Raw genomic sequence first — 24,308 nt, 5'->3', positions numbered from 1 at the left:
GGGCATTGCAGCACCGGCTTGTTACAGCCAGCTGTTGAACCGCCGCATGTACCAGGTCTTCACACCCTGGGTGAGCAGGCAGTACGCCAGCAGCGTGCCGACGAGCCACGGGAAGTAGGACATCGGCAGGGCCTGCATGCCCAGCACTCCGGCCAGTGGCGAGAACGGCAGCACGATGCCGACGGCCATCACCAGCGCCGTCATCAGCATCACGGGCGCGGTGGCCCGCGACCGCACGAACGGGATCTTGCGGGTGCGCAGCATGTGCACGACCAGGGTCTGCGTCAGCAGGCCCTCGACGAACCAGCCGGACTGGAACAGCGCCTGGTGCTCCTCGCTGTTGGCACCGAAGACGTGCCACATCAGCAAGAAGGTGGTGATGTCGAAGACCGAGCTGGTCGGGCCGAGCACCAGCATGAACCGGCCGATGCCCTTGGCGTCCCAGGAGCGCGGCTTGCGCAGGTACTCCTTGTCCATCCGGTCCCAGGGAGTGGCCAGCTGCGAGATGTCGTACGCGAGGTTCTGCACGAGCAGCTGCATGGCCAGCATCGGCTGGAACGGGATGAACGCGGAGGCCACCAGCACCGAGAAGACGTTCCCGAAGTTCGAGGAGGCCGTCATCTTGATGTACTTGATGGTGTTGCCGAAGGTCTGCCGGCCCTGCAGCACGCCCTGCTCCAGGACCATCAGGTCCTTCTCCAGCAGGATGATGTCCGCGGACTCCTTGGCGATGTCGACGGCCGTGTCGACGGAGATGCCGACGTCGGCGTCGCGCAGCGCCGCGGCGTCGTTGATGCCGTCCCCGAGGAAGCCGACGGTGTGGCCCTCGGCCTGCAGGGCACGCACGATGCGGGCCTTCTGCACGGGGTTGGTCTTGGCGAAGACCGTGGTGCCGCGGACCAGGCGGCGCAGCTCCGCCTCGTCCAGCGCGTCGATGTCGCTGCCGGTGACGACCTCGCCGACGTCGATGCCGACGTCCGCGCAGACCCGGGCCGCGACCAGCTCGTTGTCGCCGGTGACGACCTTGACCGCCACTCCGTTGTCGGCCAGCGCGCGCAGCGCCTCGGCGGCGTCCTGCTTCGGCGGGTCGAGGAAGGCGAGGAAGCCGATCAGGTTCAGCTCCGCCTCGTCCGCGACCGTGTAGGTCTGCCGCTCGGCGGGCAGCGAACGGGTCGCGACGGCCAGCACGCGCAGGCCCTGCCGGCCCAGGTCCTCGGCCGTACGGGTCACCCGACGGCGCAGGGCGTCGGTGAGCTCGACGCGACGGCCCCGGTCGGTCATGTGCGTGCACAGCGCGAGGACTTCCTCGACCGCGCCCTTGGTGATCAGGACGTGCTCGGCGGCCGGACCGTCGATGTCCTGGTAGCTGAGGTCGTTGCGGCTGAGCACCACCGACATCCGGCGGCGGGCGAAGTCGAAGGGGATCTCGTCGACCATCGTGAAACGCGCGTCGACGACAACCTCCTCGGCCTCGTGCACGCGGTCGATGACGGCCTGGTCCATCAGATTCCGCAGACCGGTCTGGAAGTGGCTGTTGAGGTAGGCGTACTCCAGGACCTCGGTGTCCTCCTGACCGTGCACGTCCAGGTAGCGGTCGAGGACGATACGGTCCTCGGTCAGCGTGCCGGTCTTGTCCGTGCACAGCACGTCCATCGCGCCCAGGTCCTGGATCGCGTTGAGACGCTTGACGACCACCTTGCGCTTGGACATCGCGACGGCGCCGCGCGCGAGGTTGGTGGTGACGACCATCGGCATCATCTCGGGGGTCAGACCGACGGCCACGGCCACCGAGAAGCTGAAGGCCTCGGCCCAGTCGCCCTTGGTGAAGCCGTTGATCGCGAAGACCGCCGGGACCATGACCAGCATGAACCGGATCAGCAGGAAGCTGACCTTCTTCACCCCGGTGTCGAAGCTGGTCTCGGGACGCGCGCCGACCAGGGAGCCGGCCATCGAACCGAAGTAGGTGTCCGCGCCGGTCGCCACGACGACGCCGGTGGCGGTACCGGAGGTCACCGAGGTGCCCATCAGCGCGAGGTTGTCGGCCTCGACCGGGTCCTCGGTGGTGTGCTGACCGTAGTCGCGGCTGCGAGTGTCGGCCTTGGCGACCGGCAGGGACTCGCCCGACAGCGCCGCCTGGCTGATCATGAGGTCCTTGGCTGTGAGCAGCCGCAGATCCGCGGGCACGAGGTCGCCGGCGGCGAGCTTCACGACGTCACCGGTGACGACCCGCTCCATCGGGATCTCGACAGTGCCGGGCGTCCCGGCACGGCCGGCCCGCCGCTGCACGGCCGTCGTCGTGGTCACCAGGGCCCGCAGCGCGGTGGCGGCCTTCCCGGAACGGTACTCCTGCCAGAACCGCAGCAGGCCGCTGACCAGCACCATCGTGGCGAGGATGGGAATCTTCGGGTCGAAGGGCTCCTCGTCGGCGACCTGCAGCCACTGCCACAGCATGACCGCGTCCAGCACGATCAGCACGCCGATGAACGGGTTCACGAACGCCTTCAGCAGCTGCACGTACCAGCGCGGCGCCCGCTCGTGCGCGACGACGTTCGCCCCCTCGCGGGCCAGTCTCTCGGCGGCCTCCTCCTGGAGCAGCCCGCCGTTCGTCGCCCGCAGATCCTGCAGCACCTGCGACGCCGGCAGCGCGCTCACCCGCGCCAGCTTCTCACCGACCGCCCGCGTACGGGCCTCCAGCTCGGCGGCCTTGCGGGTGCGGTTACGGGTGGAACGGCCGGGGCGGCCCGGGGGTGCGAGCTTTTCGGGGGTGAGGGTGGTGTTGGTCATCTCGGACCTCTCCTCGGTGGGGTTTTGAGCCCAGTGAGTTGTCGAGCTCGGTGGGTTTTTGGGCTCGGTGGGTTTTTGGGCATGACGGCATGGCGGCGTGGCGCCGGTGCGCGGATGGCGCAGGGGCGCGGCGGCCGTGCCGGTACCCGGTGCACGGAATTGAGCGAACGGATCGGTATCGGGACCAAAGTCCCGCGAGCGCAGGACGAATTGCCCTCCGGGGGCGAATCGCCCACCGGAGCGGCCCCGATCAGCAGATCAGAAAGGGGGAAATTCCTGGTGAATGCCAGAGGAAGGGAAATGCACGCGACAGCGGCCGGGGCACGCGAGCCCCAGGCCGTCGGCCCGGCGAACGATCAGCGAAGTGAGCCCTGACTCAGGGAACTTGAGAGGAGAAAAGGCTCAGCGGACCGCGAGCGAAAAGAGCACGCTGCAGCGAGGACTTCCCTCGGGACTCCGACTGGTCATCCCGATCACCTCCTCGCTCGTACGGACAGCGTCGGTGCCGCACGGGTGCGTACGTAGGCGTACGCAATCACCGCGGAGTGCACAGGACACACGGGAGCGTGTGGGCTGCACGGCACCTTTCGGGGTTCAGCATGGCTATCGGTGGGGGCGGCGTCAAGCCGGGGGGTAATCGGCGGGTAAAACAGCGCGGGCGGTCACGAGGCTCGGCACAGGGGGCCGGACGGGATGCGGGCGGGGAGGCTGTCCCGCTCCTCACGGGTGAACTCGCGGTTGCCGATGACGTCGCAGAGCTTGCGGCGCCAGGCTTCGGGCTGGAGCGGAAGAAGCTGTACGCCGTTCTCGTCGCGTGTGGTGAACATGAGCGTCTTGCCGTCGCGGGAGACATCGACGAGCTTCCGCTTGGAGTCAGTGCTGGAGGCTGCGGCTTCTTCCCCGAGATCCCAGGAGCTGTCGTACGAGCGGTCGCCCACGCGGTAGACACGTACTTTGTTGCCGTAGCTGTAGAAGAATCGCCCCTCGCCGTCAAGAAACCCGGAGTGGCCCACGTCGTACCGGTCCTCGCTCTCGCCGGTGATGGGCAGCGGACCCAGTTCCTTGCGGAGCGGGCTGCGTCTCCACAGCTCGATCGTGGATCCGTGCCGCATGACGGCGAAGTAGCGGGAACTCGGGTCGAACTTGACGGCGATGGTGTCCGGTCCGGTGGTGTAGCGCGCGGTCACATGGCCGTTCCGCAGGTCCACCACATGGATGTCGGGATTGCCCGCCCAGACAATCACCACCTGATGCGCCCCGGGGTAGCCGGTGAAGTAGAGGGAGGCTGTCTTCTGGCTCTCGCCGAACACGGAATCCGTCGCCTGCCGAAGGGGAGCGGCGTCGTAGCGTGTCAGCTCCCTGCCGGTCAGGGAATCCCACTGCTGGATCACAGTGCCGGAAGAGGTGAGGAGGTTTCCCTCTCTGTCGAACATGAAATGGTGGTCGGCGGTGGCCTCATCGTCCTCCGGTTCCGGCGTGACCCTGATGAGGCTTCTCTGCCGTAGCGTGGAGAGGTCACGAATGGCGATGGAGTCCTTGCCGACCTGTTCGGCCAGCAGGTTTCTCCGTTCGTGAAGCTGGACCCTCATGGCTCGCTTCACACCGAAGTCATTGGGTTTCCAGTGGGGTTCGGGACGCTGGGATTCCGCGAGGACTCTGCCGGTGCCGGCATCCCTGATCTGGATGCGTGAACTGTCCTTGAGGACCACGACTTCCCGTTTCCCGTCCGCGGTGAGTGCGACCTCACCGATCGCGCCAAGGTCGGAGGAAGGCATGCTGGTGATGTTCACGGACGAGGCACCGGCGCTGATCAGCAGAACCTTGTCGCCGGAGCGGACGAGACTTTGGTAACTGGGGTACTTGGGGTGGTCCCAGTCCATGCGGGAGAGGACCCGGCCGTGCTGGAGGTCGATCAGTTGCAGGCGCCGGTTGAATCCAGTCGGAACAACCAGGAGTCCTTGGCTGTCGGCCGCCAGGTTCTGACAGGTCATGCCCTCGCTGTCCCCGCTACGTCCACCCTTGTTGCTGTAGTGCCCCTGCTCGGTGCCGTCGGAGATTCTCCGGCTGCTCAGGGTGACACGGTCGACATCGTCGTGCTGACATGTCACAACGGCTGTGGCGTCGCCCGAGATCACGTACGAGTCCGCCTGGTCCACCAGCGTCCTGGAGGTCCGTGCAGCCCTGTCGATCAGGACCAGGCCGACTCGCCTGGCATCGTCCGCCTGCGTGCCCGCCAGAAGACTGCGGCCGTCGGCTCCGAACGCGATATGGCCCGAAGCATGGTCGGGGGCGGGTATCTTTCCTTCTATCCTGCCGCTGTCCGTGTTCCACCAGACGATCGTGTCCGGCTTGTCGGCGGCCACAGCCGCGACCAAGTGTCCGTCGTCCGACATGGCCGCCTTGTAATCCCCGTAGGGGAAGGGACTCTTGATTTCCGGGGCGGCAGGAAGCCGGTGCAGAGGACCGAGAATCCTGCTGCCCGAAGGACGGATGTCGTACCAGGCGACCGAGCCGTCCGTCATGGTCAGTCCTGCTCTCTTGCCGTCGCCCGACACCAGCGGGTTGAGGGACAGGCCGGGTGCGTCCACCTGCTCACTGCGCACCGTGCCCGTGACGGCGTTCACGAAGATCGTGGACTTCCCGGTACGGGAGCGGACCATCACCACGTTGCCGTCCCGGCTGGCCTGGATTCCGGCGACCCCGCCCACGGTTCCGGACAGCGTCCGGTGCATTTGCGCGACGCGGATGTAATTGCGCAGCAGCGCGTTGCGCGCCTCCTGTGTGGGCGCGGAATCATAGGCGGCCAGCGCCAGCTTGGCGGCCAGTACCGGGTCGCTTCCCTGCTGGTCGGCCGAGTTCTGGGCAAGGGAACGGGAGTTGGCGACAGCGTCACGTTCTTCGGCCACTTGCCGCTGGTAGACGTAGAGGGATCCGAGGACCAGGACGATGGCGAGGATGCCGGCCAGGACGGTCTTGATACGGCGACCGCGGCGGGCCACAGCCTCCCTGCGCGTTCGGCTGGCCGCCAGGAACGTGGTGACTTCCGGCGGCAGCGAACGCTCCTGGGCCCACTCCGTGCCCTCCACGAGGGCGGTTCCGTGCAGCAGGTCTTCGGGGAGGCCGCTGTCGGCGTGACGTCTCTGCTGTTCGGCGGCCCGGTGGAGCCAGACCTGGAAGCGGTGGTCCTGGGCGACCCAGTCGCGCAGTTCGCCCCAGTCGCGAATCAGGGCGTCGTGGATGAGTTCGGCCGTGGGTTCGCCCGCGCCGCCGTCAGGCTGAGGTGTCGTACCGGTGGTGACGATGCGGTGGCGGGTCAGTTCGGCCAGGACGGTGTCGAAGGCCGAACCGGCCGCCGGATTCTCGGAATCGGATCCCACAGCGAGTGCGCGCAAGCGATCCAGGGGCACCTGCTGTCGCGTAGCGGGCACCGCCCGGGTGTCGTCGGCCGGCCGCACCAGCGCGGTGAGCAGCCGTTGAGCGATCGGCCGCTGCTCGCCGGGCAGTTGGCTCAGAGCCGTGTTGCACCACGTCGTCAGGCTACCGGCGATCCCGCCGATCTGCTGATAGGCGTGGTGAGTGAGTCTGCCGTCGGAACGTCTCTCCCACAGTTGGCTCAGGGCGAGTTCCAGCGGCGGCAGCAGCGTCACGGAAGCGTGCCGGTCGGCGGTGGCGGCCAGCACGTCCGTGATGATGCGTTCCGGCAGGCCGTCCTCGACCCGGAGCCCCACCGCCTGCGCAGGCCGACTGATGATCGCGTGGAGTTCCGGGCTGCTCAGCGAGGCGGGCACGTTGAGCAGCCCGGGTGTGACCGCTTCCAGGAGGTCGGGGGCCAGGGCTGCCAACCGTGGGTAGAAGTCGTCCCGCATGACCAGGAGTACGCTGACCGGGATCCGCGGGTCGTTCGCCGCCGCCAGTGCCTTCACGGCGGTGGCCCCCGCCTCCGTCAACCGGCCGTCCGCGAGGCCGGATTGGGTGAGCAGTTCCTCGAACTGGTCGATGACCAGGACCAGACGGGAGCAGGACGGCTCGGCGTCCAGCCGACGTCGCACCGCACGGAGCAGGCCGTCCGTGGAAGCCCCGGGCAGACCCGCCCGTTCCAGCTCGGCCAGCAGGTTCCGTCCCGGGCGGGCCACCAGGGACAGCCAGCGGTCGCTTCCCGGTATGCGGCCGGCGGCGAGCGCGGGCAGTACGCCCGCCTGTACGAGCGAGGATTTGCCCGCGCCGGAGGGCCCCAGCAGCATCAGCAGTCGGCGATGGCGGCCCAGCGCCCCCAGTACGCTCTCCACGGCGGCCTCCCGCCCGTGGAACCACTCGGCGTGCTCGGCCGTGAACGGCTCCAGCCCCCGGTACGGGCACACCTGCCGCTCGGCGAGCTCCGGCCACGCCTGACGCAGCACCTCCGTGGGGGTGGCGTAGGCCACGGCCAGCCCCTTCAGGTGCTGATCGGGCGCGGCGATCGACGTGACCATGCCGATGGCCAGGCCGGTCGTCCCGTCGATCAGCGGGCCGCCGCTGAAGCCCGTGGTGAGGTCATTGGCGGCGGTCAACTGCAGCAGCGCCCCGGGCCCGTTCCCCGTCGTCAGCAGATCACCGGCCACCGCGTACCCGAAGTGGCCGCCGGGCGGAGCCTGTGCGGGGAACCCGTAGGCGCGTACGCGATGGCCCCGGCAGCCCGCCGCCGAGCCGAGCGGCAGGGGGGCCACGCCCGGGGGCACGTTCCGCAGGCGCAGCACGGCGACGTCCTGGGCGTCGGCGGGCCGCCACGCCTCGGTCAGGACGTGCGCCTGCGCATGGCCCGCGGCGGCCGCGTGCGGGAAGGCCAGCCACACCGTGTCCCCGGGCCCGTGGCCCGCGGCCTGGACGACGTGCGCGCAGGTGACGAGGATGTCGTCCGCGACGACGAAGCCCGCGCCGGCCACGGCGCCGTCCGCGTCCAGGATCTGCGCCACCGCACCGGTGAGGTTTGTCGCGGCCCGGTCCGTCAACGCGCCACACCCCCAACAGGCGACTTCAAAAATCTTTGACAAGATAACAACTGATCGATGTGGAACCGCCGTTGTGCCGTCGTCCGGCGTCGAGAACCGGACATTCGACTCGTGACCGTCGACCGCAGCGCATCAGCCCGGGGAATCGCCGCCCTCATCCCCCGGACAGCTCCACAATGGAACTCGACAGCCCAAGCGGATGGCATATGGCGGCAGTTGAAGGGGAGGACTGCATGAATCGCGCGGAGCATCTGCGCGCCGTGATCGGAGAGTACGAGGACAGCATCCGCGAGCACCTCGGTGACGAGCAGTACGAGGGGCTCCTGGCAGGGATCCAAACCCTTTACCAGGCCGAGGATTTCACCACGGTCGTACGTGCCGTGCACAGCCTCCGCGTGATCCTGAGCCCTCTCCCCGGCGCCCATCCGGTCTGGTCCGTCCTCAACGCGTTGCTGGCCTCCAGTTCCGAAGCACCGGACGAAGGTCCCGTCGCCGCCACGGGCATCGTGCAAGAAGCCCGCCCCGTGGACCGCGGCGCGGCCTTCCCGCTTCCCGAGGACGAACCGCCTGCCCCGGATTCACCTGTGCCGCCCGCCATGGAGAGTCTCATGGGATCCACAGACGTCCCGGAACCGGGACCCGAGACCGTCGCCGTCATCGCGGAGGTACAGCGCCGCTTGCTCACCGCGCCCTCGCTGTCCGCCGAGGAGGCGAAGAAGCGGTGCGCCGGCCGGCCGCCGCGCGAACTGATCCGGCTCGACGACCCGGTACGCGGCGCCCGTTACCCCGCCTTCCAGTTCACGCTCGGGCGGGGCGGAGCCCCCCTTCCCGTGGTGCGGCAGGTCAACCGGATCCTGCTGGCCGAGGTCGACCCCTGGGGCGCCGCCGACTGGTGGCTGAGCGGCAACGCCTGGCTGGGCGGACCACCGGTCACGTTGCTGGGCGTACTGCCGGACGCGTCCCTGGCGGGAGCCGCGCAGGCACTGGTGGAGGGCGACTGATGACGGGCAACGTCTCCCCCGGTACGTACGTGATGGAGCCCAACACGCGGGTCATTCCTGCCGGAATGCAGTGGTGGCGGGTGCACAGCAGAACGCGCTCCGCCCAGGACTTCAACCCCGTCAGCGCCGACGCGCACTTCGGCGGCAACCGGTTCGACGGCACCTCCTACGACCCGTACCCGTATCTGTACATCGCGTCCGATCCGGCCGCCGCCCTCGCCGAAAGCCTCCTGCGCTCACTGGACTTCGACACCGCGTCGGGCATGCGCCTCATCCCTTACGCCGCCGTCGCGAACAAGACGCTGAGCATGGTCCGTACCCGCTCCGACCTGCACCTGATCTCACTGGTCACCGAGGCCGACCTCGCCGCCGTGTGCCAGGACTCCTGGCTCCTGGAAGGAGAGGGCGACCGCTACGCGAAGACGCGGCGCTGGGCGAGCGAGATGCGCGCCCAGGCCCCGGACGCGATGGGGCTGGTGTGGCAGTCCCGGCGCTGCCGGCCGCGGCTGGCCTCGGTGCTCTTCCAGGACCGGTGCGGTCACGGCCGGCTGAGCGCGGAGCGGGGCGAGGAACTGGGATCGCCCACGGGTGTCGCCACCGCCAACCGGCTGCTGGCGCCGCTGCGCGCGGCCATTGTCTCACCGTGGAACCGGACAACGCGCCCGCCCAACCGGTCACTTGTCCGCCCGTAGCGGGGGTGCCAAGGTGCCCGGCATGCCGATCGACGACGACGCCTACGCATCCCTGCTGGAGGAACTGAAGAACATCAGGAGGGTCGGGCTGACACGGCTGCGCACCCTCGACACCCCCGCACTGGCCCGGGCCGCGACCGCGCGGGCCGGGAACGGTTCCGTGGAGGCGCTGCTCCGGCTCGCCGTGTCCCGTCTCGACGAGGGCACGTTGCGCACGGCGGCCGCGTACTCGCTCGGCCTGGCCCAGGGGACGCGGGACTGGCCGGCCGCCGACCGGCGCCGACGGGCGGCCGAGATGTACGGGGTGAGCACCGAACGTTTCCGCAAGGACCAGGAGCTGATGCTGCTCGGCCAGATCGCCGAGACCATCTGCCTCCTCACGGAAGGTCCGGCGGCACCGCGATGGGATGTCACAGCCACCCACCGGGTCGTCTCCCTGCCGGTCGGTACCCGGACCGTCGCCGTCACGGTGCACATCCACCCGGTCGATCTCCTGCGCGACGTCGACGTGGTGGTCTCACCGACCAACGTCTTCCTCGCCCTGCCCGAGCCCTACAAGTCGTCGGTCTCGGCATCCCTGCGGCGTGCCGGGGCCGTGCGCGGGGCCACCGGCGAGGTACTGGAGGACCGGGTCCAGGACGAGTTACGTGCCTGGGCCGCGCGGCACGGCGTCTCGGGCCACCCCGTGCCACCCGGAACGGTCGCCCCCACCGGCGCCGGCGCCCTGGCCGAGCAGGGGATACGCCGCATCTACCACGCCGCTGTCACCGTGCCGCGCGGCGGCACCAACGACTACGACGTCCTGCCCGCCGACATCACCCGCGCCGCCGTCCGCGCGCTCGCCCTCCTGGCGCAGGAACAGCACACGTTCGGTCCCCCGCTGCGTTCCGTGTGCTTCCCGTTGCTCGGGGCGGGCCGGGGCGGGCTGCCCTACGAGACGAGCATCGGTGCGTTGTGGGCCGCTGTGGAGGCGGAGTTGGCGCGCGGTGAGGCGTGGGACGTCCACTTCGTCGTCCGCAACCCGGCCGCGGCGGCGCTGCTGGAACAACTGCCCGCCAGAATCCGCCCGGAGGGCACCCGATCCGCGACCAGCGGAACCGCTTCACTGTAATCACCGGGCCGTCCGGGAAGCCGGGTGCTCCCCCACGGAATGTGGTGTGGCAGGTGGGGACGCCGCAGGGGGTGTACCCGGCGTCCGGGGCCCGTGGGGGGAACTCCAGCAGGACGGGGGTCTGCTGGCACGTTCTCATCGGCCCGGCCGTGTGGGCGAAGCAGCCGGCACGGCCGGGCGCTTCGGCGGACCCACGTGGAATCACTCAGACCCGATTCAAGGAAGCGAGAACGAACGTGCTTCGACACAGGCTTGTCTCCGCGACCGTCGCGGTCCTCTCGGTCGGCGGTGCACTCGCAGGTGCCACCTCCGCCAACGCCGCAGACACCCCGAACCTCACGATCAGTTGCAACTGGAGGCACAGCCACCACACTCCGGGCAGTGCAGGCGGCACCATGTACAAGACGGACAACCTCAAGGCCGGACCGTATGCCGCGTGCAAGACGCTGAAGGTCGTCCCCACGGGCACCAAGTTCTGGATCTGGTGCCGGACCCACAACGCCTACAACAACCTCTGGTTCTACGGCCGCATCGCGGGAACGGACACCACGGGCTGGATGTACGCCGGTGGGCTGCGGACCTGGGGAACCACGGAGGAGTGCACGAAGTAGTGCTGCCGGGGCCTCCGCGAACGGCTGTGCCTCTGACGGCCCAGGAACTCAGAAGGGTGGCGGATGAACTCGCCGGTGGACAAGGAGGTGGAGGCGCTGATGGATGCTGCCCACGACCAGGCGGCCAAGGCACTGGGGCTCACGTGCACGGGGCCGCCGGCGTGGGGCTTCCTCGGTGTCACCCTTGGGCGTCGAGCGGGGGACCAGTGGCTACGGGTGAGCCGGACGGCGAAGAGGAACGCGGGCCGGAAGCAGGGTGAGGGCATCGTCGGCGCCTCCGAGCTGGTGCCCGAAGGCGTCCCGCGCCCTCGCCTGCACGCGGTGCACGACTGGACTGACGGCGAGTGGGCCTTCGAGGCCGAAGTCCTGGACTGCCTCACGCGACCCGTGGTGTCTCCGGACCGGGCCGACATCGACCACGACCCGGGGCTGCCTGACGAGTGGTGGGCCGACCTTCGCCAAGCCCTGGCCCTGCTCGCTGAAGCGGACGGTGTGAAGACGACCGTCCGGGATGGGTGGATCGAACGGGCCTTCCCTCAGTTCCTTGGCGTCCCGGCCCCTGCCACGGTGGAGCGGGTGACCGGTCACGGTGACCTGCACTGGGGGAACCTCACCGTTGCGCCCCTGTGCCTGCTGGACTGGGAGCGGTGGGGCCGGGTGCCGTTCGGCTTTGACGCGGGCCTCCTCCACGCCAACAGCCTGCTCGTTCCCGACGTAGCCGCCCGTATCCGCAAGGAGTTCGCGGCGGTCCTCGACACCCCCGCCGGCCGGATCGGGGAACTCGCGGCGCTGGCCGAGATGCTGCAAGCGGTAGCCCGTGGCTGGTACCCCGACCTTGCGCCCCGCCTTGTCGCCCGCGCGGAAGCCCTCACCGGTGTTCGTCCGCCCGTCCGCGAGTGAACTATGATCGCGCCTCCTTCCGTTGATGCTCCAACTCGTGCTGGTGAAGCTCCTTTTCGAGGGCAGCAGCCTTGGTCCACAAACCCTCGCGGCGTGCGACCGCGCGCTGGATGACGAAGCCCAGGCAGAAGCGGCACGGGCGTACGGCGGCGGGCTCGTGCTCGCCGGGCGGTGCGGTCATGGCCGGCCTCCGTGTTCGCGGGCTTCGGGGAGTGCCGTGCGGATCGCGGTGGCCAGTTTCTCCGCCGTTTCCGTGTTGCAGCGGCCCAGGTCGACCAGGACGACCGCCGGGGCGCAGTAGCTGGACGTTTCAACACGCAGTGAGGGGAGGGTGATTCCGGCGTGGCGGAGTGCGCCGTCGAGTTCGGTGACAGCTGCCTCGGCCCGCCGGAGGAGTTCCGCGTGAGTGGTCTGGCGCTGTCTCGTTGTGGTCTGGGTCACCCCGTGAACGTACGGCGGCGCTCCGCGATCAGCGGGGACAAGCTGTCCCCCTTGCGCGGAGCGCCCCCTTGCTCAGGCGGCCATGCCGACCTCGTCGGCCAGGAGTTGCGCATCGGCCCGCAGTGGGCCGCGTGCTTCCGTCGCGAGGTGGTGCACCAGGCTCCGGGCAACGGGTGTGTACCGGACCGACTCGGGCGAGGTGTCCACGGCTTTGCGCATCCAGTGCAGCGCCCCGGCGAGGTCCTTGCGCTGCTGCTGTGCGCGGGCCAGTTCGATCAGGACACGGGAACGGCGTTCCACGCTGGGCACGGTGTCGAGGTCGATGTCCTCGGCCCGGCTGAGCGCGGCCCCGGGAGTGCGCAGGTCGACGCCGACGCTGACTCCGTGGATGTCGGTGTTCGCCCGGCCGAAGACGGTCCAGGCGTGCGCGTATCCGGCGGGCAGGCGTCCGGCCGTACGGTCGGCCTCGTCCCAGCGCCTCCAGGCGTCGCCCTCGCGGCCTTCGCGGGCGTACGTGATCGCGGCGTGCAGGTTGAGTGCCCCGTACATCCCCCGCAGGTCGTCCGCGCCGTGTTCCAGCGTCGGCCGGATCGCCTCGGCGGCCTCCTCGACCGCCCGGATCGCCTCCTCGGCGTAGCCGGTCTCGCGCAGGCCGTTGCCGTACGTCCACGCGGCCCCTGCCAGGCACAGCGGGTCGTCCGCCTCCTGGGCCGCCTGCTGGCCCCGGTCCGCGATGATCCAGTACAGCTCCGGCTCCACCGAGTACGCGGCGGCCTGCTGCGTCAGGTGGTACACATCCGCGAGCACGGCGTACGCGCGACGCCGCTCCACCCCCTCAAGCTGACGCGGCAGTGCCTGCGCGTCCCGGAGGAGTTCGGGCAGCAGCGCGCCGACTTCGGTCCGCTGGAAGCGCGACGTGTGCCACAGCCGCCACGCCTGCGCCACACGCCCCCGCAGCGCGTCCACGGACGGCGGCTCCGCAGGGGCGGGCGGCGGGAACAGTGGGCCGCGCACCGCGTCGCGGATCTCATTCACCGTGGGCAGGACGAGCCGGCTCCCGGGGGTCAGCGGTCGCGGCGTGGGGTCGCCCGTCAGCAGGGACAGGTCCGACAGCTTCAGGGCGGAGGCGAGCCGCACCAGGAGTGTGTGGTCACGCAGCGGGCGTTCGCCGCGCTCGATCTTCTTCAGCCAGTCGGGGCCCCGGCCGCACAGGCCGGCCAGGACCGGGCGCGTCATGCCCACCCGCTCGCGGTAGTACCGGACACGTTCGCCGGTCGCCATCTCGGCAAGCTCGCTCATACGGCACTCCCTGGTGTCAAGACCTTCAAAGAGCGTACGCCGGGGGCCGGTTACACGGCAGTGCCTCACTCGTACGGGTAAGCACTGCCGGAACAGCCGTGCCCAGGGGCCCGGCCACCGCGTTGCGACATTGCGGCAATATCGCACCTTATGCCGCTAATTTAACTTTTCGAGATCATCTCGCCTGTCGCGACCGGACCCCCGAAGGCACATCATGAGTGAAGCCCTGACGACGTCGAACCGGACGGATGCCGTGGACGAACCTCCCGCACCCCCGTCGCCGTCCGATCTCCGGCGCCGGATCGGACGCTGGTGCTCCGGCACCCTGCTCATGGCCGTCAGCGCACCCGTCGGCTGCCGCCTCGGCGGCGTCGACGGCGTGACGCCCGCGCCGCAACTGCTCGCGTTCCTGCCGTGGTTGCTGGTACCGGGAGCGGTGGGGCTGGGGCTGGCCGTGGGGGCGCGGTGGCAGTTGGGGATCGCGTGGGGGGCGGTGGTACTCGCTGTCACCGGGACACTGCTGCGGCCGTACGGCGGGGAGGGGCCCGTGGCCCGGGGGCCCGTCGCCGCACAACTGCGCATCCTCAGCGCGAATTTGGAGTTCGGGCAGGCCACGCCGGGGCTGTTGCAGGCGTTGCGGCGTGATCGGCCGGATCTGGTGTCCGTGCAGGAATGCTCCCCCGACGTGTGCGCGGCCGCGCTCGACAGCGCGGAGGTACGGGCCGCCTACCCGTACCGCGTCGTCACCGGCGACGGACGCGCGGAGGGCTCCGCACTGCTGAGCCGGTTTCCGTTGACGGAGGACGGCGAGGTACGGGGGACGCTCGCGATGCCGCGCGCCGTGGTGACCGTCAACGGGGTCCCGCTGCGCTTCCAGGTCGCGCACCCCATGCCTCCGCTACCCGGGCAACTCGGCGTGTGGCGTACGGAATTGTCCCGCCTGCGCGCCGTCGCCGCCGCGCGCGGCAGCACGGCCACCGTCATCGCCGGCGACTTCAACGCCTCCCAGGACCACGCCGCGTTCCGCTCCCTCCTCGACACCGGCCTGCGCGACAGCGCCACCACGCTCGGGCACGGCCGTACGCCCACGTGGCCGTCGCTGACCGCGCCGCCGCTCGGGGTGCAGATCGACCACGTCCTCGTGAGTCCGGCGCTGGAGCCGCGCTCGGTCCGGTTCCTGGATCTGGCGGACACCGACCACCGGGCCGTCCTGGTCGAGGCCGCTCTGCACCGGTGAAGGGTGCCGCGATGTGCCAGGCTGGGGTCCACAGCGGCACGGGAGTCGGCATGGCGGCACAGCTCGTCCTCTGGGACATCGACCACACACTGCTCGACACGCGAGGTGTCGGCCGACGGCTCTTCGCCAGCGCGTTCCACCGCGCCACCGGCCGGGTCATGGACCGGCCAACCCGCATCGACGGCCTGACCGAACGCGTCATCTTCCGCGAAACGGCGAAACGGCACGGGCTGGCCCCCTCCCCGCAGGACTTCGACACGTTCGCGCGGGCCCTGGCGTACGAGCACCGGCTTCACGTGGCCGAACTGGGCGAACGGGGCCGGGCGCTGCCCGGTGCCGCCGCCGTGCTCGGCGCCCTCGCGCGGCTCCCGGGTATCTCCCAGACCGTGGTGACGGGCAATATCCGCGCCACGGCGGAGATCAAACTCGCCGCGTTCGGGCTGGAGCGCCACCTGAACCTCGGCATCGGCGCCTACGGCGAAGACCACGAAGAGCGCGTGGAATTGGTGAGGACCGCCCTGGATCGAGCGGGCTGCTCGGCGCGGGATGCGGTACTCCTCGGCGATACACCTGCTGACGTACGAGCCGGGCTCGGCGCAGGAGTACGCGTACTGGCCGTGGCCACAGGACGGAGCACTCTGGAAGAACTACGGGCAGCAGGTGCGGATGCAGCCGTGCCCGATCTGCGCGATACCGGCGGCATCGTGCGGACCATCACGGGCGGGGAAATCCCATAGACGGCCCTGCCGTGGACAGGATGACGGCCGACTTGACGCATACAGGCGAGGTCGGCGTCAACGCCCCCAGTTCCTGAGCGCCTCGGTGTCCAAAGTGATGCCCACCGGACCCGGCAGAGTCACCGTCTTGCCGAACGGAAGGGTCCGCGTGCACTCGTACCGGACTCCGTCGGGCTCACTGTGGACGGTGATCTCGCGGGCGTCCCGGTCGATCAGCAAGTAGACCGGGATGCCCGTCTCGGCATAGGCGCGGGGCTTCTCCACCCGGTTGCGCCGATCGGTGTCGGCGTCGTACGAGGTGACCTCCACGACCATCAGGACGCCTTCCGCCGAGGCCCACTCGCCCTGCCCGACGAAGGCATCACTGGGCGCGAGGGCGCCGTCGGGGCGCGCACAGTCGCTGCCGTACGTCTGGATCTTCAGCCCTTGACGGTGCAGCCACAGCTCGGGGCGCGCTTGCACGCAGATGCGCGTCAGCCACTGGACGATGCGGCCGTGGTCCCCGTCCGCCCCGGGCTTGACGCCCGGTCTTCCGTTGACGAGCTCCAGCCGCTGCCCTTCAGTCTCTGCCGACTCGGCGGCACAGCGAGCGGCAATGCGACCCTCATGCACCGTTCTGTCCCTCGCGCTCGACGACAGCGGACCCGCACGGCTGGAACTGACCCCAAGGGGCAGCGAACGCGCGGACAAGGAACTCTACTGGGCGTTGCAGAAGTTGCCGCTCACCGGCACCCTGCACCGCTCCACCCGCCACCCACCCGCCGAAGGCCGGCCGAACGGAATGGAGAGCCACATGATCGAAGCCGAGCTCAAAGCCCGCGTGCGGGATCCCGAGGATCTTCTGCGTCGCCTCGACCGGCGTGCCACCGCTCGCCCCGAGGTCTACCGGGACACGTATTTCGACACTCCGGACGGCACCCTGACCTCAGGAGACCGTGAGCTGCGCATCCGTACCGTGCATGGCGGGTCCGGTGGGGTGCGGTCGTTGCTCACGTACAAGGAGCCTCGGGTGGACGAGGCTTCCGCGTCCAAGCCGGAGCACGAGACGCATATCGACGTGCCTGCCGCGATGCAGGTGATCCTGGGCGGGCTCGGCTATCTTCCGGCGGTCGCGTTCGAGAAGAGGTGCCGGAACTACGTGCTTGAGGAGCGCGGCCGTCAGCTTCTGGCCACGGTGGTGCGGATCCCGGAGATCGAGGGCACGTTCGTGGAGGTGGAGACTCTGACGACGGAGGAGGACCTTCAGGCGGCGCTGGGGGACGTCAGGGCGGTGCTGGGCACGCTCGGGATCGCCGAGGACGATCTGACGACCGAGCCGTACACGGCCGCCGTGGCCGCCCGGCGACAGGGGTGAGCACGCGCACCACGCGAACAGGTCCCTGGACTCGGCTGGTTCACGCCGTAGACGGCCAAGATCCATCCCACTACGGTCCCGTTCCGGGGCGATCACCGGCCCCCGGAGCCGAAGGGACACTTCCAATGACCTCCCTCAAGGGTTTCCACACCCTCACCAGCGTCAAGAGCGGCAAGCTCCTGGACGTGGCGGGCGCGAGCACGCTGGACGGTGCCAACGTGTACCAGTGGGACGCGAACGGGACCGACGCCCAGGTGTGGGACGTGCAGCCCGCCGGGGAGGACGGGGTGTACGTACTCGTCGCCCGCTGCAGTGGCAAGGCGCTCGACGTGCAGGACAGCGGTACCGCCAACGGCGCCAACGTCGTGCAGTGGTCCGTGACCGCGAACCGGCCGAGCCAGCGGTGGCGGCTCGTCGCCCTCGGCGACGGCACCTACACGCTCACCAACGCGCACAGCGGCAAGCTGCTCGACGTCTACGACAACAGCATGGAGCGCGGCGGCAACGTCATCCAGTGGCCGGCCAACAACGGCGACAACCAGAAGTGGAAGTTCGCTCAGGTCAAGTGAGCGGGTTCGTCGCGGTGGATGGGGGTGTCCGTGTCCGTCAGCGGGATCCCCGTCCCGCCGCGCCGTACCGCGACGATCTCCGCCGCGATCGACAGGGCCGTCTCCTCCGGGGTACGGGCCCCGAGGTCGAGTCCGATCGGGGAGTGCAGGCGGGAGAGCTCCGCCTCGCCCAGGCCCGCTTCCCGGAGCAGGTTCAGCCGCGTCTCGTGCGTGCGGCGTGATCCCATGGCGCCCACGTAGGCGACCGGCAGCCGCAACGCCCGTTCCAGCAGCGGGATGTCGAACTTCGCGTCGTGGGTGAGGACGCACAGGGCCGCGCGGGCGTCCAGCCGTTGCCGGGCGAGGTAGCGGTGGGGCCAGTCGGCGACGACCTCGTGCGCGTCCGGGAAGCGGGAGCGCGTCGCGAAGACCGGGCGCGCGTCGCACACCGTCACATGGTGGCCGAGGAACCGGCCCGCCCGCGCGAGGGCCGCCGCGAAGTCCACGGCGCCGAAGACGAGAAGGCGGGGCGGCGGGGCGGCGCACTCGACGAACAGGGGGGTGCAGCCGGTCCGTACGGTCCCGGTGCGGCCCGCGTCCAGCGCGGCCCGGGCCGTACGCGCCGCTTGCGGCCCGAGGGTTCCCGCGTACGTGCCGTCCGTACGGGCCAGCAGCGCGCCCCACGGGGGGTGCACCGCGCGCGCGAGCGCCACCCGGCCGCCCCGCGCGGCGGCCGTCAACGCCTGCTCGTACAGGACGCGTTCGGGGTCACCGGCACGTACCGGCGTCACCAGTACCTCCAGTTCCCCGCCGCACGTGAGCCCCACCGCGAACGCGTCCCCGTCCCCGTCCGCGTCCCCGTCCGTGGGGCCGAAGCGCTCCAGCGTGCTCCGGCCACTTGCCAGGGCCGCCCGGCACAGCTCGTACACCGCGCCCTCCACGCAGCCGCCGGATACCGAGCCGAGGGCCTGGCCGCCCGTGTCGACGGCCAGGGCCGCGCCCGGCTGCCGGGGGGCGCTGCCGCGTACGGCCACGACCGTCGCCACGGCGAAGTCGCGCCCCTCCCCCAGCCACCGCACCAGCTCCCCCGCGATCTCCAGCACGTTCACGCCCCCTTCGCGCCCAGCCACTGCTCGATCGGGTGCAGTGCGAAGTACACGCCGAAGACGGCGGTCAGCAGCCACATGAAGGCACCCGGTTCCCGCCATTTGCCCTGCCCGGCCTTGATCGCGGTGTAGGCGATGACGCCCGCGCCGACGCCGGCGGTGATGGAGTACGTGAACGGCATCAGCGCCACCGTCAGGAACGCGGGGACGGCCACGGCCCGGTCGCCCCAGTCGACGTGCCGCGCGCTGCTCATCATCATCGCGCCGATGACGACGAGGGCGGCCGCCGCGACCTCGCCGGGCACGATGCGGGTGAGGGGGGTGAGGAACAGGCAGGCGGAGAAGAGGAGTCCGGTCACGACGGAGGACAGGCCCGTGCGGGCTCCCTCGCCCACCCCCGTCGCCGACTCGATGAAGACGGTCTGCCCGGAGGCGCCCGCGAACCCGCCGATCGCGCCGCCCGCGCCGTCGACGATCAGGGCCCGGTTCAGTCCGGGCAGGCGGCCGCGGGCGTCGGTCAGGCGGGCCTCGGTGGCGACGCCGATGATGGTGGCCATCGCGTCGAAGAAGCCCGCGAGGACGAGGGTGAAGACGACCATGCCGACGGTCGTCGTGCCGAGCGCGCCCCAGCCGCCGAACTCGACGTGCCCGAAGAGGGCGAAGTCCGGCAGGGAGACGGCGCCGCCGGACAGCCGGGGCGCGCCGTTGCGCCACACGTCGGGCCCGAGGCCGGCGGCGGCGGTGACGGCGACCGCGAGGACCGTGCCGGCGGTGATGCCGATGAGCATCGCGCCGGTGGTGCCCCGGGCCTGGAGGACGAGGATCAGCAGCAGGGTGGCGCAGAAGACCAGGACCGGCCAGCCGGTGAGTTCGCCGGCCGGGCCGAGGGTGACGGGGCCGCCGCCGTTCGAGGCGTGCACGAAGCCCGCCTTGACCAGGCCGATGAGGGCGATGAACATGCCGATGCCCATGGTGATGGCGTGCTTGAGGGCCAACGGGATGGCGTTCATGACGAGTTCGCGCAGCCCGGTGGCGGCCAGCAGCACGATCACCGCGCCGTACAGCACACACATGCCCATCGCCTGCGGCCAGGTCATATGGGGGGCGACCTGGGTGGACAGGACTCCGGAGACGCCGAGTCCGGCGGCGAGCGCGAGCGGGGCCTTGCCGATGAGGCCCATGAGCAGGGTGCACACGGCGGCGGCGAACGCGGTGGCGGTGATCAGGGCGGTCCGGCCGAGGGTGTGCCGCTCGACGTCGGGGCCGGAGAGGATCAGCGGGTTGAGCAGCAGGATGTAGCTCATCGCCATGAACGTGGTGATGCCGCCGCGCACTTCACGGCCGATCGTGGAGTGCCGGGCGCTGATGTGGAAGTAGCGGTCGAGGCGGGACGGGGCGGCGGGGTGCCGGGTGCCCGTGTCCTCGGCCGTCGTCGCGGTGGTTCGGCTCATGCGGGTGAACTCCCGGGCTCCGTAGGGGTGGTGGGGGGTTCGCGACGGGGGACGGCCCGAGGTGAGGGGGAGGATCTCAGGGGTGCCGGTGCTCAGGTGTCGGTGAGGTGTTCGGGGCGTACGGGTACGCGCGCGAGCGGCAGCCCCGTCGCGGCGCGGAGGGCCGCGACGACCGCCGGGGTGGAGGAGAGCGTGGGCGCCTCGCCCGCGCCGCGCAGCCCGTAAGGCGCGTGGATGTCGGCGAGTTCGAGGAGGTCGACGGGGATCGCGGGGGTGTCGAGGATGGTGGGGATGAGGTAGTCGGTGAAGGAGGGGTTGTGGACTTTCGCGGTGGCCGGGTCGACGACGATCTCCTCCATGACCGCGAGGCCCAGGCCCTGGGTGGTGCCGCCCTGGATCTGGCCGACGACGGACAGGGGGTTCATCGCCTTGCCGACGTCCTGCGCGCAGGCCAGTTCGACGACCTTGACGAGCCCGAGTTCCGTGTCGACCTCGACGACGGCGCGGTGGGCGGCGAAGGAGTACTGAACGTGGCCCTGCCCCTGGCCGGTGTGCCGGTCGAAGGGTTCGGTGGGGCGGTGGCGCCAGACGCGTTCGAGGTCGATGACGTCGTCGCCGAGGACGTCGGCGAGGTCGGCGAGGACTTCTCCGCCGTCGGTGGCGACCTTGCCGCCCTCCAGGAGGAGTTCGGCGGTCGCCCAGGCCGGGTGGTACGGGCCGAAGCGCTCCCGGCCGAGGTGCAGTACGGCCTCCCGGACCGCCTCGCAGGCGTGCCGGACGGCGCCGCCGGTGACGTAGGTCTGGCGGGAGGCGGAGGTGGAGCCGGCGGAGCCGACGCGGGTGTCGGCGGGACGCAGCACGACCTGGTCGACGCCGAGTTCGGTACGGACGATCTGCGCCTGGACGGTGATGCCGCCCTGGCCGACCTCGGCGGCCGCCGTGTGCACGGTCGCGACGGGCTCCCCGGCGACGGTTTCTAGGCGGACGCGGGCGGTGGAGTAGTCGTCGAAGCCCTCGGAGAAGCCGACGTTCTTGATGCCGACCGCGTAGCCGACGCCGCGCACGACGCCTTCGCCGTGGGTGGTGTTCGACAGCCCGCCGGGCAGGGCCCGCAGGTCCGGGGTGCCGCCCGCGCTCTCCCACTGGCGCTCGGGCGGCAGTGGGAGGGCCTTGACGCGGCGCAGGAGTTCGGCGACCGGGGCGGGGGCGTCGACGCGCTGCCCGGTGGGCATGCGGGCGCCCTGGGACATGGCGTTGCGCTGCCGGAACTCCACGGGGTCCAGGCCGAGTCCGGCGGCCAGCCGGTCCATCTGCGCCTCGTAGGCGAAGCAGGCCTGGACCGCGCCGAAGCCGCGCATCGCCCCGCAGGGCGGGTTGTTGGTGTAGAGGGCGAGGGCTTCGACGTCGACGTTGTCGACGACGTAGGGGCCGACGGCGAGGGAGGCGGCGTTGCCGACGACGGCCGGGGAGGAGGAGGCGTAGGCGCCGCCGTCGAGCACGATGCGGGCACGTACGAACAGGAGTTGTCCGTCGCGGTCGGCGCCGTGCTCGTAGTGGAGGCGGGCCGGGTGGCGGTGGACGTGGCCGAAGAAGGACTCGAAGCGGTTGTAGACCATCTTCACGGGCCGGCCCGTGCGCAGGGCGAGCAGGCAGGCGTGCGCCTGCATCGACAGGTCCTCGCGGCCGCCGAAGGCGCCGCCGACGCCGGAGAGCGTCATGCGCACCTTCTCCTCGGGCAGTCCGAGGACGGGCGCGAGCTGGCGCAGGTCCGCGTGGAGCCACTGGGTGGCGATGTACAGGTCGATACCGCCGTCCTCGGCGGGCACGGCCAGCCCGGACTCCGGGCCGAGGAACGCCTGGTCCTGCATGCCGACTTCGTAGTCGCCGCTGACGACCACGTGGGCGCGGGCCCGGGCGGCGGCGACGTCGCCGGTGCGGACGGGCTGGCGGTGGACGATGTTGGGGTGGGGGACGTGGGGGGCGTGGGCGTCGGTGCGGTGCGGGTGCAGGACCGGGGCGCCGGGGGCCAGGGCCGTCCTCTCGTCGGTGACGACGGGCCGTTGCCCGTAGTCGACGCGGATACGGGCGGCCGCGCGGCGGGCGGTCTCCGGGTGGTCGGCGGCCACGAGCGCGACCGGTTCCCCGTGGTAGCGGACGACTCCGTCGGCGAGCACGGGCGTGTCCCGCAGCTCCAGCCCGTAGCGGGTCGCGGCGGGCAGGTCGGCGCAGGTGAGCACGGCACGTACGCCGGGGGTGGCGAGGGCCGCGGAGACGTCGACGGAGCGGATGACGGCGTGGGCGTGGGGGCTGCGCAGGGTGGTGCCCCAGAGCATGTCCTCGTGCCAGAGGTCGGAGGCGTAGGCGAACTCACCGGTGACCTTGAGGGTGCCGTCGGGACGCAGGACGGACTCACCGATCCGCCCGGGGCGTTGACCGGTGCCCGGGGGGCTGGGGGTAGTGGGGGTCATGCCGTACCGTCCTTTCCCCGGCGTGCCGCCGCCAGGCGCACCGCGTCGAGGATCTTCTCGTAGCCCGTACATCGGCACAGGTTTCCCGCGAGCGCTTCGCGGATGTCGGCGTCCGAGGGGTCGGGGACGCGTTCGAGGAGTTCGTCGGCGGCGACCAGGAGGCCGGGGGTGCAGAAGCCGCACTGGACGGCTCCGGCGTCGACGAACGCCCGCTGGACGGGCGAGAGTTGGTCCTCCTCGTCGGGACCGTCAGGGCCGGCACGGCCTTCGCGGCCGTCGCGCGTGCGCGCGTACCGCGCCAGGCCCTCGACCGTGACCACGTCCCTGCCCTCGGCCTGCCCCGCCGCGACCAGGCACGCGCAGACCACGACGCCGTCCAGGCGGACCGTGCAGGATCCGCACTCGCCCTGTTCGCAGGCGTTCTTCGAGCCCGGCAGGCCGAGCCGTTCGCGCAGCACGTACAGCAGGCTCTCGCCCTCCCAGACGTCGTCGGCCCGCTGCGGGCGGCCGTTGACGGTGAAGTTCACGCGCACCGCGTGCTCCCCTCCCCCGTGGTGTATCCCGTGGTGTGGTCGTGCCAGGCCCAGCCGAGGGTGCGGCGGGCCAGGACGGCCACGGCGTGCCGCCGGTAGCGGGCGGTGCCGCGGACGTCGTCGATCGGGTTGCAGGCCGCGGCGGCCAGCTCCGCGAAGCGCGCGCAGAGCGCCGGCGGCAGTGGTGTGCCGGAGTCCCAGTGGCCGCCGGCGGCGAGTTCGGCGGCGAGGAACTCCTCGGCGGCGGTGGCCCGTACGGGCGTGGGGGCGGCCGAGCCGATGCCGGTGCCGACCGTACGGGTCCTCGGGTGCAGGGCGAGGGCGAACGCGCACACGGCGATGACCATGGCGTTGCGGGTGCCGACCTTGGCGAACTGCTGCGGGCCGTCGGCCTTTTGGACGCGGACGGCCCGGATGAGTTCGTCGGGGGCGAGGGCGTTGCGCTTGACGCCGGTGTAGAACTCGGTGACGGGGATGAGCCGGCGGCCGCGTACCGACTCGGCCTCGATCTCTGCGCCGGCCGCGAGGAGCGGGGGGTGGCAGTCGCCGGCCGGGGAGGCGGCGCCGAGGTTGCCGCCGACGCTGCCGCGGTTGCGGATCTGGGGGGAGCCGACGGTGTGCGCGGCCAGGGCGAGGCCGGGCAGTTCGGCCCGTAAGTGCTCCATGATCGCGGTGTAGGGGACGGCGGCGCCCAGGCGCACGGAGGTCTCCTCGTGCTGCCAGGTGTACAGCTCGTCGATACGGGTCAGGTCGAGCAGGCGGTCCGGCCGGCGGTGGTCGAAGTTGATCTCGACCATGACGTCGGTGCCGCCCGCGACGGGCACGGCGGTGGGGTGCTCCGCCTTCGCGGCGAGAGCGTCTTCCCAGCGGGCAGGGCGCAGGAAGTCCATGGGCGCCTCGTGGGGGGTCTGAGTCGAATCCTGCGGTCACCGTTCGCGGCCGCGTCCCGCGCTGCGGAGGCGGCCCGCAGCCAGTACAGCGAGGGCCCCGCGGCCGGGTGCAGTCACCGAAACCATGAAGCGGTTGGCTGGCCAGGCCCCACGTCTTGTA

General features: G+C 70.9%; 20 protein-coding genes. 9 read left to right on the top strand and 11 right to left on the bottom strand.

All coding sequences use genetic code 11. The features are described from left to right. Positions 1–21 precede the first annotated feature (21 nt). Both mgtA and ACFP1Z_RS02940 read right to left on the bottom strand, forming a co-directional pair. Entirely contained in the window at positions 22–2,784 is a 2,763-nt protein-coding gene (gene mgtA, locus ACFP1Z_RS02945) for a magnesium-translocating P-type ATPase (protein ID WP_390314150.1), read from the bottom strand. A 662-nt stretch (positions 2,785–3,446) separates the two neighbouring features. Then, the gene (locus tag ACFP1Z_RS02940) at positions 3,447–7,769 is read right to left on the bottom strand and encodes an nSTAND1 domain-containing NTPase (protein WP_390314149.1); all 4,323 of its coding nucleotides are present in this window, start codon (positions 7,767–7,769) and stop codon (positions 3,447–3,449) included. A gap of 233 nt (positions 7,770–8,002) precedes the next feature. Between ACFP1Z_RS02940 and ACFP1Z_RS02935 the strand changes: the two genes are divergently transcribed. The 5 genes from ACFP1Z_RS02935 to ACFP1Z_RS02915 all read left to right on the top strand — a co-directional run bounded on the left by ACFP1Z_RS02935 (position 8,003) and on the right by ACFP1Z_RS02915 (position 12,084). After that, the gene (locus ACFP1Z_RS02935; RefSeq protein ID WP_390314148.1) at positions 8,003–8,770 is read left to right on the top strand and encodes a hypothetical protein; all 768 of its coding nucleotides are present in this window, start codon (positions 8,003–8,005) and stop codon (positions 8,768–8,770) included. After that, positions 8,770–9,462 carry an RES family NAD+ phosphorylase gene (locus ACFP1Z_RS02930; protein ID WP_390314147.1) on the top strand — a complete coding sequence of 231 codons (693 nt, stop codon included), beginning with the start codon at positions 8,770–8,772 and terminating at the stop codon, positions 9,460–9,462. The genes ACFP1Z_RS02935 and ACFP1Z_RS02930 overlap by 1 nt, the downstream gene beginning before the upstream one ends. A 22-nt stretch (positions 9,463–9,484) precedes the next feature. Continuing rightward, positions 9,485–10,573, top strand: coding sequence for a macro domain-containing protein (locus ACFP1Z_RS02925; protein ID WP_390314146.1), 1,089 nt, complete (start codon positions 9,485–9,487; stop codon positions 10,571–10,573). Positions 10,574–10,968: 395 nt separating this feature from the next. Then, complete coding sequence (locus ACFP1Z_RS02920; protein ID WP_390314145.1) at positions 10,969–11,184, top strand: hypothetical protein; 216 nt, start codon at positions 10,969–10,971, stop codon at positions 11,182–11,184. A gap of 63 nt (positions 11,185–11,247) precedes the next feature. Then, complete coding sequence (locus ACFP1Z_RS02915) at positions 11,248–12,084, top strand: hypothetical protein (protein WP_390314144.1); 837 nt, start codon at positions 11,248–11,250, stop codon at positions 12,082–12,084. A 1-nt stretch (position 12,085) separates the two neighbouring features. Here ACFP1Z_RS02915 and ACFP1Z_RS02910 read toward each other — a convergent pair whose 3' ends face one another. The 3 genes from ACFP1Z_RS02910 to ACFP1Z_RS02900 form a co-directional block, all read right to left on the bottom strand. Then, positions 12,086–12,265 (bottom strand): hypothetical protein, encoded by a 180-nt coding sequence (locus ACFP1Z_RS02910; protein WP_390314143.1) that lies wholly within the window; start codon positions 12,263–12,265, stop codon positions 12,086–12,088. Then, positions 12,262–12,525, bottom strand: coding sequence for a hypothetical protein (locus ACFP1Z_RS02905; RefSeq protein WP_390314142.1), 264 nt, complete (start codon positions 12,523–12,525; stop codon positions 12,262–12,264). Before ACFP1Z_RS02905 ends, ACFP1Z_RS02910 begins: the two co-directional genes overlap by 4 nt. Positions 12,526–12,597: 72 nt before the next feature. Then, positions 12,598–13,824 (bottom strand): helix-turn-helix domain-containing protein, encoded by a 1,227-nt coding sequence (locus ACFP1Z_RS02900; protein WP_390314141.1) that lies wholly within the window; start codon positions 13,822–13,824, stop codon positions 12,598–12,600. Between the two features lie 214 nt (positions 13,825–14,038). On the opposite strand from ACFP1Z_RS02900, the gene ACFP1Z_RS02895 reads away from it, so the two are divergent. Both ACFP1Z_RS02895 and ACFP1Z_RS02890 read left to right on the top strand, forming a co-directional pair. Continuing rightward, positions 14,039–15,061 carry an endonuclease/exonuclease/phosphatase family protein gene (locus ACFP1Z_RS02895; RefSeq protein ID WP_390314140.1) on the top strand — a complete coding sequence of 341 codons (1,023 nt, stop codon included), beginning with the start codon at positions 14,039–14,041 and terminating at the stop codon, positions 15,059–15,061. A gap of 50 nt (positions 15,062–15,111) precedes the next feature. After that, positions 15,112–15,798: an HAD family hydrolase gene (locus tag ACFP1Z_RS02890; RefSeq protein WP_390314139.1), complete on the top strand. Its 687-nt coding sequence runs from the start codon at positions 15,112–15,114 to the stop codon at positions 15,796–15,798. Positions 15,799–15,855: 57 nt separating this feature from the next. Here the strand turns inward: ACFP1Z_RS02890 and ACFP1Z_RS02885 are convergent, their stop codons facing one another. After that, positions 15,856–16,410, bottom strand: coding sequence for a Uma2 family endonuclease (locus ACFP1Z_RS02885; protein ID WP_390314138.1), 555 nt, complete (start codon positions 16,408–16,410; stop codon positions 15,856–15,858). Between the two features lie 181 nt (positions 16,411–16,591). Here ACFP1Z_RS02885 and cyaB point away from each other — a divergent pair, with 181 nt between their 5' ends. Together cyaB and ACFP1Z_RS02875 are read left to right on the top strand one after the other, a co-directional pair. Continuing rightward, positions 16,592–17,152 carry a class IV adenylate cyclase gene (cyaB, locus tag ACFP1Z_RS02880; RefSeq protein WP_390314137.1) on the top strand — a complete coding sequence of 187 codons (561 nt, stop codon included), beginning with the start codon at positions 16,592–16,594 and terminating at the stop codon, positions 17,150–17,152. Between the two features lie 125 nt (positions 17,153–17,277). Continuing rightward, entirely contained in the window at positions 17,278–17,721 is a 444-nt protein-coding gene (locus ACFP1Z_RS02875) for an RICIN domain-containing protein (protein WP_390314136.1), read from the top strand. Here the strand turns inward: ACFP1Z_RS02875 and ACFP1Z_RS02870 are convergent. From ACFP1Z_RS02870 to ACFP1Z_RS02850, 5 genes are all read right to left on the bottom strand, one after another. Next, positions 17,709–18,803, bottom strand: coding sequence for an XdhC family protein (locus tag ACFP1Z_RS02870; protein ID WP_390314613.1), 1,095 nt, complete (start codon positions 18,801–18,803; stop codon positions 17,709–17,711). The two genes, ACFP1Z_RS02875 and ACFP1Z_RS02870, sit on opposite strands and share 13 nt — an antisense overlap. 2 nt (positions 18,804–18,805) lie before the next feature. Continuing rightward, the gene (locus ACFP1Z_RS02865; RefSeq protein ID WP_390314135.1) at positions 18,806–20,257 is read right to left on the bottom strand and encodes an NCS2 family permease; all 1,452 of its coding nucleotides are present in this window, start codon (positions 20,255–20,257) and stop codon (positions 18,806–18,808) included. 92 nt (positions 20,258–20,349) lie between these two features. Continuing rightward, on the bottom strand, positions 20,350–22,725 hold the full coding sequence (gene pucD / locus ACFP1Z_RS02860; protein ID WP_390314134.1) for a xanthine dehydrogenase subunit D: 2,376 nt from the start codon (positions 22,723–22,725) through the stop codon (positions 20,350–20,352). Beyond that, a complete protein-coding gene (locus ACFP1Z_RS02855) occupies positions 22,722–23,258 on the bottom strand; it encodes a (2Fe-2S)-binding protein (protein ID WP_390314133.1) in 537 nt (178 codons plus the stop codon). Before ACFP1Z_RS02855 ends, pucD begins: the two co-directional genes overlap by 4 nt. Further along, entirely contained in the window at positions 23,249–24,148 is a 900-nt protein-coding gene (locus tag ACFP1Z_RS02850) for an FAD binding domain-containing protein (RefSeq protein WP_390314132.1), read from the bottom strand. The genes ACFP1Z_RS02855 and ACFP1Z_RS02850 overlap by 10 nt, the downstream gene beginning before the upstream one ends. Positions 24,149–24,308: the final 160 nt, after the last annotated feature.

This window comes from Streptomyces gamaensis (assembly GCF_042656465.1).
GTDB classification, from domain to species: domain Bacteria; phylum Actinomycetota; class Actinomycetes; order Streptomycetales; family Streptomycetaceae; genus Streptomyces; species Streptomyces gamaensis.
Note: the sequence above shows the minus strand (reverse complement) of the source record. Positions and strands in the feature narration are given on the sequence as shown.

Bases quoted from the DNA above. Each gene is read 5' to 3' on its own strand.
- mgtA (WP_390314150.1), bottom strand. From the start codon at position 2,784: ATGACCAACACCACCCTCACCCCCGAAAAGCTCGCACCCCCGGGCCGC.
- ACFP1Z_RS02935 (WP_390314148.1), top strand. From the start codon at position 8,003: ATGAATCGCGCGGAGCATCTGCGCGCCGTGATCGGAGAGTACGAGGAC.
- ACFP1Z_RS02930 (WP_390314147.1), top strand. From the start codon at position 8,770: ATGACGGGCAACGTCTCCCCCGGTACGTACGTGATGGAGCCCAACACG.
- ACFP1Z_RS02925 (WP_390314146.1), top strand. From the start codon at position 9,485: ATGCCGATCGACGACGACGCCTACGCATCCCTGCTGGAGGAACTGAAG.
- ACFP1Z_RS02920 (WP_390314145.1), top strand. From the start codon at position 10,969: ATGTACAAGACGGACAACCTCAAGGCCGGACCGTATGCCGCGTGCAAG.
- ACFP1Z_RS02915 (WP_390314144.1), top strand. From the start codon at position 11,248: ATGAACTCGCCGGTGGACAAGGAGGTGGAGGCGCTGATGGATGCTGCC.
- ACFP1Z_RS02910 (WP_390314143.1), bottom strand. From the start codon at position 12,265: ATGACCGCACCGCCCGGCGAGCACGAGCCCGCCGCCGTACGCCCGTGC.
- ACFP1Z_RS02900 (WP_390314141.1), bottom strand. From the start codon at position 13,824: ATGAGCGAGCTTGCCGAGATGGCGACCGGCGAACGTGTCCGGTACTAC.
- ACFP1Z_RS02895 (WP_390314140.1), top strand. From the start codon at position 14,039: ATGAGTGAAGCCCTGACGACGTCGAACCGGACGGATGCCGTGGACGAA.
- ACFP1Z_RS02890 (WP_390314139.1), top strand. From the start codon at position 15,112: ATGGCGGCACAGCTCGTCCTCTGGGACATCGACCACACACTGCTCGAC.
- cyaB (WP_390314137.1), top strand. From the start codon at position 16,592: ATGATCGAAGCCGAGCTCAAAGCCCGCGTGCGGGATCCCGAGGATCTT.
- ACFP1Z_RS02875 (WP_390314136.1), top strand. From the start codon at position 17,278: ATGACCTCCCTCAAGGGTTTCCACACCCTCACCAGCGTCAAGAGCGGC.
- ACFP1Z_RS02865 (WP_390314135.1), bottom strand. From the start codon at position 20,257: ATGAGCCGAACCACCGCGACGACGGCCGAGGACACGGGCACCCGGCAC.
- pucD (WP_390314134.1), bottom strand. From the start codon at position 22,725: ATGACCCCCACTACCCCCAGCCCCCCGGGCACCGGTCAACGCCCCGGG.
- ACFP1Z_RS02850 (WP_390314132.1), bottom strand. From the start codon at position 24,148: ATGGACTTCCTGCGCCCTGCCCGCTGGGAAGACGCTCTCGCCGCGAAG.